At 69.9% G+C, this 17,447-nt stretch carries 17 protein-coding genes; 9 read left to right on the top strand and 8 right to left on the bottom strand.

Features of this window, described 5'->3' with window-relative positions; all coding sequences use genetic code 11:
* Positions 1-103: 103 nt before the first annotated feature.
* Entirely contained in the window at positions 104-2,104 is a 2,001-nt protein-coding gene (locus ACFVAE_RS10025) for a DUF5107 domain-containing protein (RefSeq protein ID WP_378891246.1), read from the bottom strand.
* 169 nt (positions 2,105-2,273) lie between these two features.
* Between ACFVAE_RS10025 and ACFVAE_RS10020 the strand changes: the two genes are divergently transcribed.
* The gene (locus ACFVAE_RS10020; protein WP_378891243.1) at positions 2,274-2,513 is read left to right on the top strand and encodes a DUF4242 domain-containing protein; all 240 of its coding nucleotides are present in this window, start codon (positions 2,274-2,276) and stop codon (positions 2,511-2,513) included.
* Positions 2,514-2,584: 71 nt separating this feature from the next.
* Here ACFVAE_RS10020 and ACFVAE_RS10015 read toward each other — a convergent pair whose 3' ends face one another.
* The 3 genes from ACFVAE_RS10015 to ACFVAE_RS10005 are packed head-to-tail and all read right to left on the bottom strand — an operon-like array spanning position 2,585 to position 4,586.
* A complete protein-coding gene (locus ACFVAE_RS10015; protein WP_378891240.1) occupies positions 2,585-3,271 on the bottom strand; it encodes a hypothetical protein in 687 nt (228 codons plus the stop codon).
* Complete coding sequence (locus tag ACFVAE_RS10010) at positions 3,271-4,185, bottom strand: ABC transporter ATP-binding protein (RefSeq protein ID WP_378891237.1); 915 nt, start codon at positions 4,183-4,185, stop codon at positions 3,271-3,273. Before ACFVAE_RS10010 ends, ACFVAE_RS10015 begins: the two co-directional genes overlap by 1 nt.
* Complete coding sequence (locus ACFVAE_RS10005) at positions 4,182-4,586, bottom strand: GntR family transcriptional regulator (RefSeq protein ID WP_378891235.1); 405 nt, start codon at positions 4,584-4,586, stop codon at positions 4,182-4,184. Before ACFVAE_RS10005 ends, ACFVAE_RS10010 begins: the two co-directional genes overlap by 4 nt.
* A 91-nt stretch (positions 4,587-4,677) precedes the next feature.
* Between ACFVAE_RS10005 and ACFVAE_RS10000 the strand changes: the two genes are divergently transcribed.
* From ACFVAE_RS10000 to ACFVAE_RS09985, 4 genes are all read left to right on the top strand, one after another.
* Positions 4,678-5,853: a class I SAM-dependent methyltransferase gene (locus ACFVAE_RS10000; protein WP_378891233.1), complete on the top strand. Its 1,176-nt coding sequence runs from the start codon at positions 4,678-4,680 to the stop codon at positions 5,851-5,853.
* A gap of 277 nt (positions 5,854-6,130) precedes the next feature.
* Complete coding sequence (locus ACFVAE_RS09995) at positions 6,131-7,462, top strand: glycine betaine/L-proline ABC transporter ATP-binding protein (protein WP_378891230.1); 1,332 nt, start codon at positions 6,131-6,133, stop codon at positions 7,460-7,462.
* A complete protein-coding gene (locus tag ACFVAE_RS09990; RefSeq protein ID WP_378891227.1) occupies positions 7,462-8,427 on the top strand; it encodes an ABC transporter permease in 966 nt (321 codons plus the stop codon). Before ACFVAE_RS09995 ends, ACFVAE_RS09990 begins: the two co-directional genes overlap by 1 nt.
* 48 nt (positions 8,428-8,475) lie before the next feature.
* Positions 8,476-9,402 carry a glycine betaine ABC transporter substrate-binding protein gene (locus ACFVAE_RS09985; RefSeq protein ID WP_378891224.1) on the top strand — a complete coding sequence of 309 codons (927 nt, stop codon included), beginning with the start codon at positions 8,476-8,478 and terminating at the stop codon, positions 9,400-9,402.
* A 57-nt stretch (positions 9,403-9,459) separates the two neighbouring features.
* Here ACFVAE_RS09985 and ACFVAE_RS09980 read toward each other — a convergent pair whose 3' ends face one another.
* Positions 9,460-9,882, bottom strand: coding sequence for a rhodanese-like domain-containing protein (locus ACFVAE_RS09980; protein WP_378891222.1), 423 nt, complete (start codon positions 9,880-9,882; stop codon positions 9,460-9,462).
* A gap of 17 nt (positions 9,883-9,899) precedes the next feature.
* Positions 9,900-10,631, bottom strand: coding sequence for a transcriptional regulator (locus ACFVAE_RS09975; RefSeq protein ID WP_378891220.1), 732 nt, complete (start codon positions 10,629-10,631; stop codon positions 9,900-9,902).
* Between the two features lie 139 nt (positions 10,632-10,770).
* Between ACFVAE_RS09975 and ACFVAE_RS09970 the strand changes: the two genes are divergently transcribed.
* Complete coding sequence (locus ACFVAE_RS09970; protein ID WP_378891218.1) at positions 10,771-12,126, top strand: MFS transporter; 1,356 nt, start codon at positions 10,771-10,773, stop codon at positions 12,124-12,126.
* Between the two features lie 133 nt (positions 12,127-12,259).
* On the opposite strand, the gene ACFVAE_RS09965 is transcribed toward ACFVAE_RS09970, so the two are convergent.
* Together ACFVAE_RS09965 and ACFVAE_RS09960 are read right to left on the bottom strand one after the other, a co-directional pair.
* Positions 12,260-12,862 carry a bifunctional 4-hydroxy-2-oxoglutarate aldolase/2-dehydro-3-deoxy-phosphogluconate aldolase gene (locus ACFVAE_RS09965; protein ID WP_378891215.1) on the bottom strand — a complete coding sequence of 201 codons (603 nt, stop codon included), beginning with the start codon at positions 12,860-12,862 and terminating at the stop codon, positions 12,260-12,262.
* Positions 12,863-12,872: 10 nt separating this feature from the next.
* On the bottom strand, positions 12,873-13,781 hold the full coding sequence (locus ACFVAE_RS09960; protein ID WP_378891213.1) for a sugar kinase: 909 nt from the start codon (positions 13,779-13,781) through the stop codon (positions 12,873-12,875).
* Between the two features lie 77 nt (positions 13,782-13,858).
* Between ACFVAE_RS09960 and ACFVAE_RS09955 the strand changes: the two genes are divergently transcribed.
* Genes ACFVAE_RS09955 through ACFVAE_RS09945 form a run of 3 tightly spaced genes read left to right on the top strand, consistent with a single transcriptional unit; the run spans position 13,859 to position 17,438 of the window.
* On the top strand, positions 13,859-15,112 hold the full coding sequence (locus tag ACFVAE_RS09955) for an amino acid aldolase (RefSeq protein WP_378891211.1): 1,254 nt from the start codon (positions 13,859-13,861) through the stop codon (positions 15,110-15,112).
* A gap of 8 nt (positions 15,113-15,120) precedes the next feature.
* A complete protein-coding gene (locus tag ACFVAE_RS09950; protein WP_378891209.1) occupies positions 15,121-16,707 on the top strand; it encodes an amidohydrolase family protein in 1,587 nt (528 codons plus the stop codon).
* On the top strand, positions 16,707-17,438 hold the full coding sequence (locus ACFVAE_RS09945) for an IclR family transcriptional regulator (RefSeq protein ID WP_378891207.1): 732 nt from the start codon (positions 16,707-16,709) through the stop codon (positions 17,436-17,438). Before ACFVAE_RS09950 ends, ACFVAE_RS09945 begins: the two co-directional genes overlap by 1 nt.
* Positions 17,439-17,447 lie beyond the last annotated feature (9 nt).

Raw genomic sequence — 17,447 nt, 5'->3', positions numbered from 1 at the left:
CTCGGCCCGCACTCCGGCCCCTGAGCGAGGGGCGCCAGCGACGAGGCGAAGGGCGCCGACGTCCTTCTTCGCGTCGCTCAGCTCGCCCAGCTCCAGGGAGGGCTCAGGACCCGATGCCCTCCGGTGCCATCTCGAAGTCGTAGTGCGCAGGCACCGGGCGGCCGGGGAACGCCTCGTGCCACAGCGCCGACATGCTCAGCTCGCCCTCGCGCAGGTCGGGCACCTCGAAACCGGCCTCGAGGATCCGCCCGGCCGCGGCTCGATCACCGCTCGCGAGTGCCGCCTGCACGGCCAGCACACGGAACCGTCCGAGCGTGAGCATCGCATCCGGCAGTCCGCCGAGCAGGCCGCGCAGACGTCGCGCGCGGCCCGACGCCAGCAGCGCGTTGCCGAACTCGAGTGCCAGCGGGATGTTGTCGGGGGCGAGTCGGTGCGCCCGCTCCAGCGCGGCGATCGCGGCGGGCTCGTCGTGCTCTCCGCCCCGCGCGAGCAGGGCCTGTCCGGCGCCGCGCGCCGCCCAGGCCGTCGGCGACAGGGCCTCCGACTCGGCGTACAGATCGAGCGCGCGGTCGAGGTCGCCGGCCGCATGCGCGATCACGGCGCGATGATACGACGTGAGCCAGGTCGACGCGGTGTCGGTGAGCAGCCGATCCCAGGCATCCCCTGCGACGTACGAGGCGGGAGCTGTCGGATGCTCCGGACCATCCGTGTCGTCGTCCGGATACCCGTCCCCGGTGCGACGCGCGGCATCCGTGCCATCCGCGCCGTCGACCGGCGCTGTGTCCAGCAGCCCCGCCCAGTACGCGCCGTCCGCGCCCGACCGATCGAATCGCACCCCGGGCAGTACCGCGAAGGCCTCCCCGGTGCGTTCGGCGATCTCCTGCTCCAGCGCGCCCCAGGGCGACCCGGTCGACAGCAGTGCGTCGGGCTCGACCTCCGCCACGCCGTCCAACCGGTCTTTCCCGGCTGAGCCGAGCGCGTCGTACGCCCCGCGCACCACCTCGCCGACGGCCGCGGTCGCCTCAGTCCATTCGCTCTCGAATCCGTCACCCGCCTGGACCGGCAGGAAGGTCTCGGTCCACTCCCACGTCGCTCCCCCGGGCATCGGCAGGTGCTCGTACTGCGTGGTCGCGAGTCCTGCCTGGATCTCGAAGTACGCCCCGGTCTCGCCGCCGAGCCAGTCGCACCAGCGCAGCCCGCCCGTGGTGTCGCCCCAGACGAAAAGCTTGCGTCCGGTGAGCGGGGCGGTCGAGACGTGCGCGAGCCCGCCGCCACCGGCGTCCAGTGCCGCGATCCAGGGCGCCTCGCCCTCGGGGATGTCGAAGAAGTAGTCGGCTGCTGCAGGAGCGGATGCCGGGCGCGACGCATCCGTCGTCGTGAAATCCACGGCGGCGAGGGTCCCGTCGTAGTCGGTCTTGTACGCGATCGTCGCCGGTGCGAACACCCGGCTGCCGGTCGACTGCGCGACGGCGATGTTGGTCCACCAGTACATGCCGGTCTCGGCATCCTTCGGGTTGTGCACCCGTACGCGGACGTGCAGCGCCGCTGCACCCGCAGCGAGAGTCGCGTCGATCTGCACGATCAGGCCGCGCACCCGCTCGTACTCCCACATCCGCAGCACCGGTTCGCCGTCGGCTCCGGTCAGCGCGGCGGCGTACATCGGATCGCACGTCAGCGGCCAGTGTCCGCGCATGCCGATGTTCCACTCGGCGCCGCCCGAGAACCAGGCGTTGCGCAGCGCGAGGTTCGCGGGCTGCAGCATCTCGTTGCGGTAGACGAGGTCGCGGCCGGTGGCCTTGTCGACCAGTCCGATCAGCCGGCCGCCCAGCCCGAGCGCGAACTCCGCACGCAGGTGCTCGTTCTCGAGCACCGCGAGTCGCATCGGCTGATCCGAGCGCGAGCGGCCGTATCCGTCCTGCAGCAGGTACGGATGGATGCTGCTCACCTGCCCGTACCGGATGCCGCGGGCGATCCGCTCCGGCAGTCCGTCGACCGATGCCTCATAGGGCGCCTGCGGCATGGACGCGACGGCGGGAAGCGGGTTCACCGCCCCGACCGGTGCGGTGGGCAGGGTGTGCAGGGCGATCGTCAGCGAGGCGGCCATGGGCTCCAGTATCGGGCATCCGCGGATGCGCGGAGATCGTTCGTGACGACCCGTTCCGCCGAGGCCCCGACCGGCGTAGCATCCGTCGTATCGAGCCGCTGGGGCGCGCTTCACTCGATCACGCCGACATCGCGGCTGTCACGAAGGGAATGGGATCATGCCGCTGTATATGGACGTCCACACGCTCGGCGACGCCGTGACGATGGAGGATGTCGCCAAGGCGCACGCCGCCGACCTCGCGACGCAGGGAGCGCACGAGGTGAACTACCTGCGGTACTGGGTCGACGAGGCCGGAGGGAAGATCTTCTGCCTGGTCGATGCACCGGATGCCGAAGCCGCCAACACCGTGCACCGGGAAGCGCACGGGTTGGTCGCGGACGAGATCCATCTCGTGCAGGAGGGCGCCTAGCGCCGCCCTCGCCGGCCACCCGCGCACGCTGACGGGTGCCCGAGTGGTCGCCTCGCGATGCGGCGCTTCCGCTACGGGATCGCGCGCCGGATGGTGAGGAACGAGATGACCATCAGCGCCACGGTGACCACCAGCCCCCACAGCGCCAGCCCGAATGCGCCGAGCTGCATGATGCCCGCGAACACCTGTCCCCACTCCTCGAGTCGGGTGATCAGGAGCGCCAGGCCGGCGAGGACGACCACCAGACCGATGCCCACCGTGGTGAGCGCGAGCGGACCCCAGCGCTTGAAGATCGTGGCCGCGGTGAATCCGATGACGAAGAAGAACAGCGCGAGCGTGAAGTACACCGTGAATGCGCCGATCGGGCCGGCCTCCCACACCCACGGCAGGTGGAAGACCCAGCCGTTCACGCCGTACCCGTCGGTGAGCACCTCGATGCCGCCGCCGATCAGGAACAGGACGCCCATCAGCGCACTGCTCATGGCGGCGGCGACCATCGACCCGAGGAAGAAATCCCGGCGCGTGACGCTGATGGCCTGAGAGAACGGGAAGGTCGAGGTCATCGCCGAGATGCCGACGGCCAGGTAGACCCACAGCGGGGCCTGGCTGCCGCCGCCGTACTTGGGCGTGTCGACGGGGATCATCGCGTAGATGGCGACCGACACCAGCACGGCGCTGGCCAGGACGATCAGGGGGACCCAGATGAAGGTGGAGCGGTTGATCAGCTGGAGTCTGACCACGTTGAGTGTGCGTCGCATCAGCGGACCTCCTCGGCGAGTGCGGCGGAATCGGATGCCGACGATGCGGCGTTCTGCGTGAGGCGGACGATCAGCTGCTGCAGCGAGACCGGGACGACATCGAGCCCGTCCGCCGTCAGCCTCGTGCGCTCGGCGGCCTCGAGGCGGCCGACGACCGTCACGGATGCCACGCGTCCGAGCCCCTCGCGATGGATGACCTCGCGACCTTGCGTCCAGGCCTCGACCTTCGTCGCGTCGCCGACGATCGTCGTCGCGCGGCCGCGCACGGCATCCGTGTCCTCGTTCAGCAGGATCCGTCCGCCGTCGATGACGATGACCTTCTCGAGCAGGCTGGCGACCTCGTCGATCAGGTGGGACGACAGGATGATCGTGCGCGGAGACTCGGCGTAGTCCTCGATCAGCCGGTCGTAGAACACCTGCCGGGCCACCGCGTCGAGGCCCAGGTACGGCTCGTCGAAGAAGGTGATCTCGGCGCGGGACGCCAGGCCGATGATCACTCCCACCGCCGACGTCTGCCCGCGGGACAGTTTCTTCACCTGGGTGCGCATCGGCAGCTGGAAGTCGTCGATCAGACGCTCGGCGAGCTCCTGATCCCAGTTGCGGAAGAACAGCCGCGCCGCACGGAGCACGTGCGTGGCGGTCGAGTCGTCCGGATACTTCTGGCTCTCGCGCACGAAGCACACCCGGCTGAGTACGCGGGCGTTCTCGTAGGGGTGCTCGCCGAAGACACGGACGTCGCCGGCGCTGGCGAAGTTCTGCGCGGTGAGGATGGACATCAGGGTCGTCTTGCCGGCGCCGTTGCGGCCGAGCAGGCCGTAGATCGTGTTCTCCTCGATCGTCAGCGACACGTCGTCCAGGGCGAGCTTGTCCTTGTACTTCTTGGTGAGGTTCTGCACGCCGATGACGGTGGTCATGAGGGGCTCCCTTCGGTGGATGCTGCGGTGCCCGAGGCTCCGGTGAGTGCGGCGCGCTCGTGCAGCAGTGCGGTCAGGTCGTCAGGGCCGAGTCCCAGCGTGCGGGCCTCGGCGATGAGGGGGTCGATGTAGCGCTCGGCGAACGCCGTTCGACGCTCGGCGAGCAGGATGGCGCGGGCGCCGGGGGCCACGAACATGCCGATGCCGCGGCGCTTGAGCAGGATGCCCTTGTCTGTCAGCATGGCGACGCCTTTCGCGGCCGTGGCCGGGTTGATCCGGTAGAACGCGGCGAGTTCGTTGGTCGACGGCGCCTGCCCGTCCTCGGCGAGTGTGCCGTCGAGGATGGATGCCTCGATCGCCTCCGCGATCTGGAGGAACAGCGGCCTGCCTTCGTCGATCACATCGCCTCCGGTTATGCGGTTAGTTACTTGACTAATGAACCACCTAACGTGAGGGAAGTCAAGGGTGATCCGATCCGCGTACGCTGAGCGGGTGCCCGAGTTCGACTTCACGCGCCTGCGCCGCGCGCCCGACGTCGAGGCGCCGAACCTGCAGGCCTGGGACGCTACGGACGAGCTGCTCGTGCGCGAGGCGCTCGCCACCGGCATCCGCGGTGACGAGATCGCCGTCATCGGAGACGCGTACGGTGCGATCACGCTCGCCCTCACGGACGCCGGGATGCCGGGCATCCGCGTGCACCAGGACCTCGTGACAGGGCGCCGTGCGCTCGCGCGCAACGCCGCCGCGTTGGGACTCACAGACGGAACGGATGCCGCGCGGCGAGCCGCAGCGGAGCACGCCGACGGCGGAGCAGACGGTCCGTGGGTTCCGACGTTCGAGCAGCACGAGCTCGACGAGCGTCTGCTCACCGGCATCCGGCTCGTTCTGCTGCAGCTGCCGAAGGCGCTCGCCGAGTTGGAGGAGATCGCGGATGCCATCGCGCGCTGGGCGCAGCCAGACGTCGTGCTCATCGCGGGCGGCCGGGTCAAGCACATGTCGCTCGGGCAGAACGACGTGCTCGGGCGGTACTTCGCGGAAGTGCAGCCGCAGCGCGCCGAGCGGAAGTCGCGGCTTCTCGTGGCGCGCGGCCTGCGCCGACCCGACGGGCCTCCGCCGTTCCCGGTCTCCACGGCCCATCCCGGACTCACCCTCTGCGCCTACGGCGGAGCGTTCGCCGGCGACAGGATCGACATCGGAACGCGGGTGCTTCTGGAAGTGCTCCCCGACATCCGGAGCGCGGAGGTCGCCATCGACCTCGGCTGCGGCACGGGCGCGCTCGCCGCCACCTACGCGATGCAGCATCCGGCATCCCGGGTCATCGCGACCGACCGCTCGGCGGCGGCCGTCCGTTCGGCCCGCGCGACCATGGCCGCGAACGGCCTCGAGAACGTGACCGTGACGCTCGACGACGCCGGCTCCGAGCTTCCCGTCGGCACGGCGGACCTCGTCCTGCTGAACCCGCCGTTCCACCTCGGAAGCGCCGTCGACGAGGCCGCGGGACACCGCCTGATCCAGGCCGCCGCGCGGCTGACGAGACCCGGCGGAGAGGTGTGGACCGTGTTCAACTCGCACCTCGACCACCGCCGCATCCTGCAGCGCGAAGTGGGTCCGACGGAGCAGGTCGAACGCACCCCGAAGTTCATCGTCACAAAGTCCACGAAGCGTTGACGCCGGTCACGATCGGGTGACAGAATTTGCCACCCGATCAGCCACTCGTTACGTTGGAATGCGGGCCTGACGGCCCGAAGACCAGTCCGCGACCGTGTCTTTCTTCGAACTTTGTGCTTATTACTGGTGTGAGATGCGGGCGTATGGTCGGTGATCTCTGCCCGGATCCGAAATCCGGGCCAGTGCCGCCAGCACGACGCAGTCGAACGGCCTCGTGATCACCACCCGGGCGTAACCGAAGTGGGCTCACCCACCCGAGGTGAGCCACGGGGGAAGCGTGTCTGAAACCGCTCTTGAAGCGCGTCATCTGTACAAGGTGTTCGGGAAGAACCCGAACCAGGCCGTCAAACGGCTGAAGGCCGGCGAGAGCCGCGACGATGTGAAGGATGCCGGAACGGCAGCCGTCATCGACGCGAGCTTCACGGTGAACAGAGGCGAGATCTTCGTCATCATGGGCCTGTCCGGATCGGGCAAGTCCACTCTCATCCGCATGCTCAACGGCCTGCACGACACCACCTCCGGTGAGATCCTCATCGGAGAAGAGGAGCTGACCAAGGCGTCGTCATCGCGCCTGCGCGAGATCCGTCGCGACAGCATCTCGATGGTGTTCCAGCACTTCGCGCTGCTGCCGCACCGCACGGTGTCGGCGAACGTGGCCTACCCGCTCGAGCTCCGCGGCGTCGGCAAGGCCGAACGCCTGCAGAAGGCCGAAGAGATCCTCGCCCTGGTGGGTCTGGCCGGCTGGGGCGACAAGCTGCCGGGCGAGCTGTCCGGCGGAATGCAGCAGCGCGTCGGCATCGCCCGCGCTCTCGCCGCGGACACCGACATCCTGCTCATGGATGAGGCGTTCTCGGCCCTCGACCCGCTGATCCGCCGCGAGATGCAGGAGCAGCTCGTCGAACTGCAGGCCAAGCTGCAGAAGACCATCGTGTTCATCACGCACGATCTGAACGAGGCGATGTTCCTCGGCGACCGGATCGCGGTCATGCGCGACGGCCGCATCGTGCAGATCGGCACTCCCGAGGACATCCTCACCGACCCGGCGAACGACTACGTCGAGCAGTTCGTGCAGGACGTCGACCGCGCTCGCGTGCTCACCGCCGCGAACGTCATGGAGCGTCCGCGTCCGGTGATCTCCGAGTCGGCGGGCCCGCGCACCGCGCTGCGCCAGATGCGCGACGCCTACATGTCGGCGACCTACGTCGTCAGTCGCGACCGCACCCTGCTCGGCATCGTCACCGATCGGGATGCCGTGAAGCTGGTGCGCAAGGGGTCGAGTGACCTCGCCTCGGTGATCAAGCCCGCCCCGCAGGCTGTGAACGAGGACTCCGTGCTGATGGATCTGTTCGTGCCGTCCGTCGAGTCGGTGCTACCGCTCGCCGTCACCGACGACCGGAACCGTCTGGTCGGCGTCATCCCGCGCATCACCCTGCTCGCCGCGCTCGGCCCCGGCACCACCGCGACCGAGGAGCTCACCCTGCCGCTGCAGCCGATGCCGCAGGCGACCATCAACGAGGTGCTCGGCGAGCCCGCCGACACCATCGGCACGCCCGTCGTGGGCGGCGGCGCCGCCTTCGCGGCATCCGGCGACGAGGGAGAGGTGCTCTGATGGACGGTTTCCGCATTCCGATCGGCGACTGGGTCGATGCAGGCGTGGACTGGATCCAGGCGAACCTCGGCGGCGTGCTCGACGCGATCTCCGTGATCGTCACGTTCCTCGTGGACGGCCTGACAGCCATGCTGCTGTCGGTGCAGTTCCCGGTGATCATCATCATCGCCGCGCTGCTGGCCTGGCTGGTCCGTTCCTGGAAGCTCGCGATCGGCACTGCCCTGTCGTTCCTGCTGATCGTCGGCATGAACCTCTGGGTGCCTGCGATGCAGACGCTCGCCCTCGTGCTGATGGCGACCATCGTCGCCCTCGTCATCGCGATCCCGCTCGGCATCTGGTCGGCGCGCAGCGCGACGGTCGGCGCCGTGCTGAAGCCGATCCTCGATTTCATGCAGACCATGCCGGCCTTCGTGTACCTGATCCCGGCGATCGTGTTCTTCGGCATCGGCGTGGTGCCGGGTCTGGTCGCGACCGTGATCTTCGCTCTGCCCCCGGGCGTGCGCCTCACCGAGCTCGGCATCCGCGGCGTCGACAGCGAGACCGTCGAGGCCGGACAGGCGTTCGGTGCCAAGAGCGGGCAGATCCTGGGCGGCATCCAGCTGCCGCTGGCCATGCCCACGATCATGGCGGGCGTCAACCAGGTGATCATGCTGGCCCTGTCGATGGCGGTCATCGCTGGCATGGCCGGCGCCGACGGCCTCGGAAAGCTCGTCGTCGAGGCGATCTCGACCATCAACATCCCCAAGGGTGTCGAGGCGGGCCTGGGCGTCGTGCTGATCGCCGTGTTCCTCGACCGCGTCACCGCGGCGCTGGGCACTCCCGCCGAGAACAAGGACTCCCTGCTGGGCGTGCTGTCGAAGCGGCGGACGCAGCGACGTCGGGCGGCGGCGGATGCCGCGGCCGAGGCCGCGCGGATCCACGAGGAGACCGAGCGCGAGAAGGTCCGCCGCACGTCGACCGTCTGATCGAAGAACCTGCACATCGAGATGAATGACATACGAAAAGGAAGAAACATGAAGAAGAGGCACCTCACAGCATCCATCGCTCTCGCCGCGACGGCGGCGCTCGCCCTCGCCGGCTGCGCCAGCGGCGGCGACGGTGGCACCGGCAGCGGCAGCGGCAGCGGCTCCGGATCGGGCTCCGGAGACAAGGGCACCATCACCCTCGGTTTCCTGCCGTCCTGGACCGACGGCCTGAGCACCGCCTACCTGCTGCAGAACCAGTTGGAGAAGATCGGCTACGACGTCGAGCTGAAGACCCTCACCGAGGCGGGCCCGCTGTACACCGGCCTCGCCCGCGGCGACGTCGACATCTACCCGTCGGCCTGGCCCGAGCTCACGCACAAGTCCTACATGGACGAGTACGGCGACAAGATCGAGGACCTGGGCTCGTACTACGAGAACGCCAAGCTCACGATCGCCGTGCCCGAGTACTCGAAGCTCAACTCGATCGAGGACCTCAAGGGCAAGGGTGCGCAGTACGACGGCAAGATCATCGGCATCGAGCCGGGCGCCGGTCTGACCAAGCAGACCCAGGAGAAGATGATCCCCGCGTACGGCCTGCAGGACGAGTACGAGCTGGTCACCTCGTCGACCCCGGCCATGCTCACCGAGCTGGACAAGGCGATCAAGGCTCAGAAGGACATCGTCGTCACGCTGTGGCGCCCGTTCTGGGCCAACGACACTTACAAGGTGAAGGACCTGAAGGACCCGAAGGGCGCGATGGGCGAGCCCGAGGGCCTGCACTTCCTGGCGACGAAGGGCTTCGGCGAGAAGTACCCCGAGGCGGCTGAGCTGATCGCCGGCATCAAGCTGGACGACGCGCAGTACGGCGAGCTCGAGGACCTGGTCGTGAACAAGTACGGCGAGGGCAAGGAGTCCGAGGCCGTCACCGAGTGGGTGAAGAACAACCCCGACGCGTTCGAGACCGAGGTCGACTGACTTCTCGCGTCCTGCCGGTGCCCCGGCCCGCCTCGTGCGGGACGGGGCACCGTCGTCTCACGCCTCGGCTGTGACGAGCGGGTCGGGCGTCCGCCGCGTGACGACCCCGTCCGCCTCGACCGGGAATCCGTTGCGGGCCCAGTACTCGTAACCGCCGAAGAGCTCGCGGGTGTCGAGCCCTGCGGCGAGCAGGATGCGGGCCGTGGCGGTGGCTCCGTTGCATCCGGGACCCCAGCCGTACACGACCAGCATCCGGTCGCGGGGGAGCTCGGCGATCCCGGCATCCAGCGTCTTCGTCGGCAGGTGCAGCGCACCGGCGATGTGACCGTGGTCCCACGACTCCTGGCGGCGGGTGTCGACGAGAACGGCCTCGCCCCGCTCGACCGCCGCCGCGGCGGCGACCACGTCGATCTCGTACGCGAGCCGAGCGTCGACGTGCGCGAGCCGCGCGGCGAGGACCTCTTCGGATGCTGCGCTCATGTCTGCCTGCTCTCCGGTCAACCGCGCGTGCGCGCCTCGTCGAGGTAGGCGTAGGCGGTCACCCGTGAGATGCCCAGCCGTTTGGCGATCGCCTCGGTCGATTTGCGCATCTGGGTCGCTCCGCGCTGGTCGAGCCGCTCGAGGACGGTGATCTTGTCGTCGCGCGACATCTGCTCGACAGGGCGCCCGATCTCGGCGATCGCGGCGGTGATCATCGAGTCCATCACCGACACCAGGTCGGTGCCGAAGTGCTCATGCGGGCCGGGCTCGGCGCTGCCGGCACTGCCTGCCACGGGCAGCAGTGCCTCGAGCATGTTCCTGGCCTGCTGGATCGGGCTGAGGTCGACGTTGATGCAGAACGAGGCGATGATGTCGCCGGCGGCATTGCGGAAGTACACCGACGAGCAGCGCAGCTCGCGGCCGTCGCTCGTCGTCCCCCGGTAGCCGAAGGCGTCGTGGTCGGCCTGCCGGTCCTTCATGACGTCCAGGCCGAGAGAGGTCGAGGGGCCGCCGACGGAGCGCCCGGTCACGTGCCCGTTCTCGATGGCCATGATCGTGTGTCCGAGGTCGACGTCGGCGCCGTCGAGGTTGTGCAGCACGACCTCGACGGACGGTCCGGCCGCGCTGGCGAGGGCCCGCATCACCGGCTGGTAGAGCCGCAGCACCTCCTCGGCACTCTCGTAGGTCTGACGGGCGGCGGCGCCCGCCAGGGCACTCGCCGTCGCATCCATCGTCGACTGGGTCGCCATCGTCCACCTCTGCTTTACAAAAAATCTTTGTACTGGACAGATTGTCTATGTCGGGCTAGTTTAGCCACCACGCCCCGCCACGTCGAGGGCGGATCCGACTTCACCCGATTCTCCGCATCACCCGAGCAAGGAGGCTCCCATGTCAACAGTCGCTGAGACGCGCGGCTTGACACCTCGGCAGCGCAAGACGGTCGCCGGTGGCGCCATCGGCACGCTCATCGAGTACTACGACTACTACCTGTACGGTCTGGCATCGGCCGCCGTGTTCCCCGCTGTGTTCTTCTCGTCCGACGACCCGGTGGTCGCGCAGCTGGCATCGTTCGCCACCTTCGCGGTCGGGTTCTTCCTCCGCCCGGTCGGAGGCATCGTCTGGGGCATCGTCGGGGATCGCGTCGGCCGCAAGGTCGTGCTGATGACCACCGTGGTCGGCATGGGCATCGCCACGGCCGGCATCGGCCTGATCCCCTCCGACAAGGTGATCGGCATCGCCGCACCGCTGCTGCTGATCCTGTGCCGCCTGTTCCAGGGCTTCTTCGTCGGCGGTGAGATGGGGGGTGCCGCGACCATGGTCGTCGAGGCCGCGCCCACCGGCAGGAAGGGACTCTACGGCGCGTTCCTGATCACCGGCGCCGGTGTCGCGAACGTGGTCTCCGGCGGCCTCATGGCCGCTCTCGGCCTCGCGCCGGAGTCGTGGTTCCTGCAGTGGGGATGGCGCATCCCGTTCGTGTTCTCGATCGTGCTCGCCATCGTGGCCGTCATCCTGCGCCGTCACCTCGAGGAGTCCGAGGAGTTCACCGAGACGCAGGCCCTGCAGCTCGCCGCTGCGGGCAAGAAGGCCAACCCGCTGGTCGAGGCCTTCCGGCACCCGAAGAACGCGATCATGGGCATCCTGATCGGCCTGCCGCAGTCGATCGCGGGCTACGTGATCCTCACCTACGGCCTGGGCTTCATGGTGTCGAACAAGCACCTGCCGGCGTGGATGGGCTTCGCCGGCACGATGATCGTCGGCCTGCTGCAGATCGTCGTCGCGCCGCTGTGGGGGCACATCTCCGACCGGATCGGCCGTCGCACGGTCTACATCATCGGATGCCTCGGCTTCGCGGCCATGGTCTATCCGGCGTTCGCGCTGTTCAGCACCGGCAACATGTGGCTGATCTGGCTCGGCCAGATCCTCGGCTTCGTGGTGTTCGGCGTCGCGATGCAGGCGACGCTGTCCACGATGCTCGCCGAGATGTTCGATGCAGAGGCGCGCACGACCGGGGTGAACATCGGCTACCAGGTCTCGAACACCCTCGGCGGCGGCCTGGCCCCGATCATCTGCACCGCGCTGGTCGCGTGGGCGGGCGGGTCGTTCTGGCCGGTGGTCGTCTACGCCGCCGTCATCTCGATCGTCGGCGTGATCGCGACTCTGAAGGCGTCGATCATCCCCGACGTGGAGGGCGCGGGCCGACTGCACGAGCTCGCCGCCACGACGACGGTGAAGACCACCGTCTGAGCGAGCGGATGCTGCGACAGCGCGGAGCAGCCCCGGGTGCGGATTCGCACCCGGGGCTGCTCCCGTGCCCACGTTCGGATCCGCGTCGCGACACGCGGAGCATGGCTCCGGATGTCGCGGCGGGCGCCGCCCGTCAGCCGAGCAGCCGGGCCAGTGCGGGCAGCTGGCTCTCGTCCTCGAGGGCGGAGCCGACGGCGACGACCCGCACCCCGGCATCCAGGTACGCCTGCGCGTTCCCGGAGTCCATGCCGCCGGTGGCGACGAACCGCGCCTGCGGGAACGGCCCGCGCATGGCCGGGAACCAGCCGGTGCCGAGCAGGGATGCCGGGAACGCCTTGAGCCAGGTGAGTCCCTCGCCCAGCGCGTGCTGCACCTCCGAGGCGGTGGAGACACCGGGAAGGGCCGGCATCCCCGCCTCGTGCGAGGCGCGCACGACGTCGACGTCGAAGCCGGGGCTCACGGTGAACGCAGCGCCCGCCTCGGCGGCCTGGCGCACGTGCTCGCGCGACACGACGGTCCCCGCGCCCACGGTCAGGCCGCGCTCGCGGGCCGCCTCGGCGAGCACACGCAGCGCTTCGACGTCGGTCGGCGTCTGCACGGGCACCTCGACGGCGGTGATGCCGAGGTCCCACGCACGGGTGGCGGTGGCGAGCGTGCGCTCGACCCCCATCCCGCGCAGGATCGCCATCAGCGGCACGTCGCGGAAGATCTCTTCGAACACGGAGTTGTCGGTCATGAGGGGCCTCTCAGTCGTTGTCGGGCACGAGGTCGCCGGTGGACTGCAGCACGAGGTGCGCCCTGCGGTGGCCCGCGGCGAGTCGCTCGGCGGCATCCGCGCCCTGCATCCGGGCGACGAGGTAGCCGGCGGCGAACGCATCGCCGGCGCCGACGGCCTCGACCACCTCGGTCTTGATCGCGGGCACGAAGGTGCGCACGTCGGCGTCGCCGCTGCGCTGGAACTCGGTCGCGCCGACGTCGCCGTCCTTGACGATGAGCAGTTCCGGCTCGGGGAGCAGGGCGCGCACGGCGTCCGCATCGGAGGTTCCCCACAGGCCCTCGGCCTCGTCGAGCCCGACGAAGACGATGCCCGCGCGCCGCGCGCGAGCGAGCAGCACCGGGGCCGCCGCGTCGGGCTCCCAGAGGGCTGCCCGGTGGTTGACGTCGAAGCTCAGGACGCCCGACCCGGCGTCGACGCGATCGATGACGGCGTCGATCAGCATGAAGCAGGTGGCCGACAGTGCGGGCGTGATGCCCGAGACGTGCACGATCTCGGCCTGCTCGAGCGGTATCTCGGCGACGGTCGCCGGACTCATCTCCGAGGCCGCCGATCCGCGCCGGTAGTACAGCACTCCGCGCCCCGGGTCCTTGAAGTAGACGCCGGTCGGTGCGTACGGATCGGTGGTGACCCAGCGCACGTCGACGCCGTGGCGGGCGACCTCATCGCGCACGCGCACGCCGAGGGCGTCGTCGCCGAGGGCGCTGACCCAGGCGGTCGGCACGCCGAGCTGGGCGGCGTGGATCGCGACGTTCGACTCGGCTCCGCCGACGAGCAGTCGCACGTCCACGGCGGTGGCCAGCGGCTCCGCGAGTGCGGGGGTGACGAGAGCCATGGTCTCACCGATGGTGATGAGGCGTGGTGCGGAGGCGTCGGGCATGGTTACCATGATGAGACGGCATGTGCGCAGAATGCAACCGATGTTGCAACATATGCACAACGTGAGGAGAGTGTGAGATGAACGACCTGAACGACGAGCTGCTGACCGCACGGGACAAGGGCATCCCGGTGCGCGCCGTCGGCATGACCGCATCCGCCTTCCTCGCGACCAAGCCGCGTCTCGACGAGTTCTGGACTCCGCTGATCGTGCTCGACGACGCCGCGATGCGGGCGAACGTGGCGACCATGGCCGAATGGTGCGCGGAGCGCGGCCTGGAGATCATGCCGCACGGCAAGACGACGATGGCCCCCGACCTGTGGCAGCGCCAGCTCGACGCCGGCGCCCTCGGCATCACCCTCGCGACCATGGGTCAGGTGCGCACCGCCCGCGACTTCGGCTTCGACTCGATCATGCTCGCGAACGCCGCGGTCGACGCCCGCTCGCTGGCCTGGCTCGCCGGTGAGCTCGCCGACCCCGGCCTCCGCTTCGTGTGCTGGGCCGACTCGCTCGCCACGGTCGATGCGATGGAGCGCGGTCTGCGCGCCGTCGGCGTGCCTCGTCCGGTCGACGTCTGCGTCGAGCTGGGTGCCGAGGGCGGACGCACCGGCGCCCGCTCGTCGGAGGAGGCCGTGGCGATCGCCGAGCGGATCGCCGCATCCGACGTGCTGCGACTGGCCGGCGTCGCCGGCTACGAGGGCAGCCTCGCGCACGACCGCTCCGAGGCGGGGCTCGCCGCCGTGCGCTCCTACCTCGAGGCGCAGCTGGCGCTGCACCGCACGATCACGCCGCTCTACAGCGACGGCGACGTGTACGTCACCGCCGGCGGCAGCGCCTACTTCGAGGTCGTCGCCGACGTCTGGTCCGGCGCCGAGCGCGACGGACGCACCCGCTTCGTGCTGCGCTCCGGCGCCTACATCGTGCACGACGACGGCTTCTACCGCGGCATCTCGCCGTTCGACGAGGGCGGCAGCGGTGAGGGCCCGCACTTCGTCAACGCGATGCACGGCATCGCGCGGGTCGTCTCGAGCCCCGAGCCTGCTCTCGCGCTGGTGGATGCCGGCAAGCGCGACTTCCCCTACGACGAGGGCCTGCCCATCCCGCGCGCCGCGGCCGACGATCTCGCGGGTCCCTGGCATCCCGTCGACGCGACCCTCTCCGCGATGAACGACCAGCACTCCTACGTGCGCCCGGCCGAGCCGCTCACGGTCGGCTCCGTCGTGAGGTTCGGCCTCTCGCACCCGTGCACCGCCTTCGACAAGTGGCGCGTGCTGCCCGTGATCGATTCGCTCGAGTCCGGCGTGGTCACCGGCCTCGTCCGCACGTACTTCTGAGGAGCGACATGTCCGGTCGTACAGTTCTCCGCGGCGGATCGGTCGTCTCGCCCGCCGGCGTGACGCGCGCCGACGTCGTCATCGACGGCGCGATGATCGCCGCGGTCGGCGACGTCTCGGAGCAGCCCGGCGATGTGGTCATCGACGCGACCGGCCGGCTGATCCTGCCCGGCTTCATCGATGCGCACGCCCACGCGGACGGCCTGCTGCAGGACTCCGCGGTGACCACCTCGCTGCTGCGGCAGGGGGTCACCACCGTCATCGGCGGGCAGGACGGCATCTCGTACGCGCCCGGCGACGGCGCGTACGCGACCGAGTACTTCGCCGCGATCAACGGCCCGCACCCCACTTATCGGGGCGGAGGCGTCGCCGCCCTGCTGGAATCCGTCGACGGCGCATCGCCGTTGAACGCGGGGTACCTCGTGCCCGCGGGCACCGTGCGCTTCGAGGTCTGCGGCCGTCGCACCGGCCCGGCGTCCGCCGACGAGCGGGCCAGGATGGCCGAGCTGGTGACGCAGGGGATGTCGGAGGGCGCGCTGGGCCTGTCGACCGGGCTCGACTACGTGCCGGGCATCTTCCAGGACGCCGACGAGATCGCCGCACTGTGCGTGCCGGTCGCCGCCGCAGGAGGCGTGTACGTCAGCCACATGCGCGGCGGCTACGAGAACAACAGCGCCGCCGGCATCGCCGAGATGGCGGAGATCTCGCGGATCGCCACGACGGATGCCGGTGCCCCGCTGCCCGTGCACGTCTCGCACCTGCACGCCGACGCCGACATCGTGCTCGACCAGCTCGACGCGCTCGCCGCGGCCGGCGTCGACGCCACCTTCGATGCCTACCCCTACATCCGCGGCTGCACGCTGCTCGGCATGCCGCTGCTGCCGCCCGAGGTGTCTGCGCTCACCGTCGATGAGGCCGTCGCCCGTCTCACCGACGCCGATGGCCGCGAGGCGCTGCGCGCCGCCTGCGTGCAGCGCGCCTCGAACAGCCCCAGTCTCGGCCCTGACTGGCCCGACATGATCACGCTCGCGCACATCGCGGCGCCTGCCTACGACTGGGCGCACGGGTTGACCCTGCGCGAGGCATCCGCTCGCACCGGAGCCGACCCGATGGACTTCGCGCTCGACCTGCTCGCGGCATCCCGCATGGAGAGCAGCGCCGTCATGGCGGTGCACAATCCGCGTCCGGCGACCGAGCTGGCGCGCATCTTCGCGCACCCGGGGCACCTTGGAGGGTCGGACGGCATCTTCATCGGCAAGCATCCGCATCCGCGCGCGGCCGGATCCTTCGCGCGGTACCTGCGCGAGTTCGTCCGCGAGCTCGGCACCTGGTCGTGGGCGGATGCCGTGCAGCACCTGTCCGCGCACCCGGCGCAGCGCTTCGGCCTCGTCCGGCGCGGTGCGATCGAGCCCGGCGCGGTCGCCGACGTGGTGCTCGTCGACCCGGAGGCCGTCGCCGACGGCGCCAGTTACGACGACCCGCGTGAACTCGCGCTCGGCATCGACGACGTGTTCGTCGCCGGCGTCCGCGTTCTCGCTGACGGCGAGCCGACCGGCGCCCTCCCCGGTCGCGGGCTGCGTAGAGGGGACGCCTGATGTCGCAGAGCGTCACCCGTGCCGCCGCTGTGCTGGCGTCCATCGCCGCAGGGCCCATGTCGGCGGCCGAGCTGGCCGCGCAGTTCGGCATCCACCGCACCACGATGTTCCGCGAACTGCAGAGCCTGGAGCAGGTCGGGTTCGTGCGCAAGCAGCCCGACGGCCGCTACGCGGTCGGCATGCAGCTCGCCGTGCTGGGCGGCGCCGCCCTCGAGCAGCTCGACCTGCGCGGCGCGGCCTTCGCGCAGGTGCGCCGCCTGCACCGCATCGTCGGCAACACCGTGCACGTCGGAGCGCTGATCGGCGACGAGATCGTCTACGTCGACAAGGTCGAGGATGCCGCGGGCGTGCGGATGTACTCCCGCGTCGGCGCCGCCGTGCTTCCGTACTGCAGCGGCATCGGCAAGGCCGTGTTGGCGGAGCTTCCGGCGGACCGTCGAGACGCACTGCTCGCGGGCTGCGACTGGCATCGGCACACGGCGAACACCCTGACCAGTCGTGCCGCCCTCGACGCCGACCTCGCCCTGACCGCCCGCCGCGGCTGGGCCTTCGACGACGCGGAGTTCGAGGACTTCGTGGGCTGCGTGGCCGTGCCGATCGTGACCTCGGCGGGTGTCGTCGGAGCGCTGTCGCTCACGGCGCTGCGCGCCGCCCAGAGCCGCGAGCAGCTCGAGCAGCGCGTACCCGTGCTGCGCGAGGCCGCCGCCGAGATCTCCCACCAGCTGGGATGAACCGAACCG

It is taken from the genome of Microbacterium sp. NPDC057659 (genome assembly GCF_042799915.1).
GTDB lineage: Bacteria > Actinomycetota > Actinomycetes > Actinomycetales > Microbacteriaceae > Microbacterium.
The sequence above is the reverse complement of the archived record's forward strand: the minus strand, read 5'-3'. Positions and strand labels throughout refer to the sequence as shown.

Excerpts from the sequence above, each read along its gene's own strand:
- ACFVAE_RS09980 (WP_378891222.1), bottom strand. The coding sequence starts at position 9,882 with ATGAGCGCAGCATCCGAAGAGGTCCTCGCCGCGCGGCTCGCGCACGTC.
- ACFVAE_RS09985 (WP_378891224.1), top strand. The coding sequence starts at position 8,476 with ATGAAGAAGAGGCACCTCACAGCATCCATCGCTCTCGCCGCGACGGCG.
- ACFVAE_RS10020 (WP_378891243.1), top strand. The coding sequence starts at position 2,274 with ATGGACGTCCACACGCTCGGCGACGCCGTGACGATGGAGGATGTCGCC.
- ACFVAE_RS09970 (WP_378891218.1), top strand. The coding sequence starts at position 10,771 with ATGTCAACAGTCGCTGAGACGCGCGGCTTGACACCTCGGCAGCGCAAG.
- ACFVAE_RS09975 (WP_378891220.1), bottom strand. The coding sequence starts at position 10,631 with ATGGCGACCCAGTCGACGATGGATGCGACGGCGAGTGCCCTGGCGGGC.
- ACFVAE_RS09950 (WP_378891209.1), top strand. The coding sequence starts at position 15,121 with ATGTCCGGTCGTACAGTTCTCCGCGGCGGATCGGTCGTCTCGCCCGCC.
- ACFVAE_RS09955 (WP_378891211.1), top strand. The coding sequence starts at position 13,859 with ATGAACGACCTGAACGACGAGCTGCTGACCGCACGGGACAAGGGCATC.
- ACFVAE_RS09965 (WP_378891215.1), bottom strand. The coding sequence starts at position 12,862 with ATGACCGACAACTCCGTGTTCGAAGAGATCTTCCGCGACGTGCCGCTG.
- ACFVAE_RS10015 (WP_378891240.1), bottom strand. The coding sequence starts at position 3,271 with ATGCGACGCACACTCAACGTGGTCAGACTCCAGCTGATCAACCGCTCC.
- ACFVAE_RS10010 (WP_378891237.1), bottom strand. The coding sequence starts at position 4,185 with ATGACCACCGTCATCGGCGTGCAGAACCTCACCAAGAAGTACAAGGAC.
- ACFVAE_RS10025 (WP_378891246.1), bottom strand. The coding sequence starts at position 2,104 with ATGGCCGCCTCGCTGACGATCGCCCTGCACACCCTGCCCACCGCACCG.
- ACFVAE_RS09945 (WP_378891207.1), top strand. The coding sequence starts at position 16,707 with ATGTCGCAGAGCGTCACCCGTGCCGCCGCTGTGCTGGCGTCCATCGCC.
- ACFVAE_RS09960 (WP_378891213.1), bottom strand. The coding sequence starts at position 13,781 with ATGCCCGACGCCTCCGCACCACGCCTCATCACCATCGGTGAGACCATG.
- ACFVAE_RS09990 (WP_378891227.1), top strand. The coding sequence starts at position 7,462 with ATGGACGGTTTCCGCATTCCGATCGGCGACTGGGTCGATGCAGGCGTG.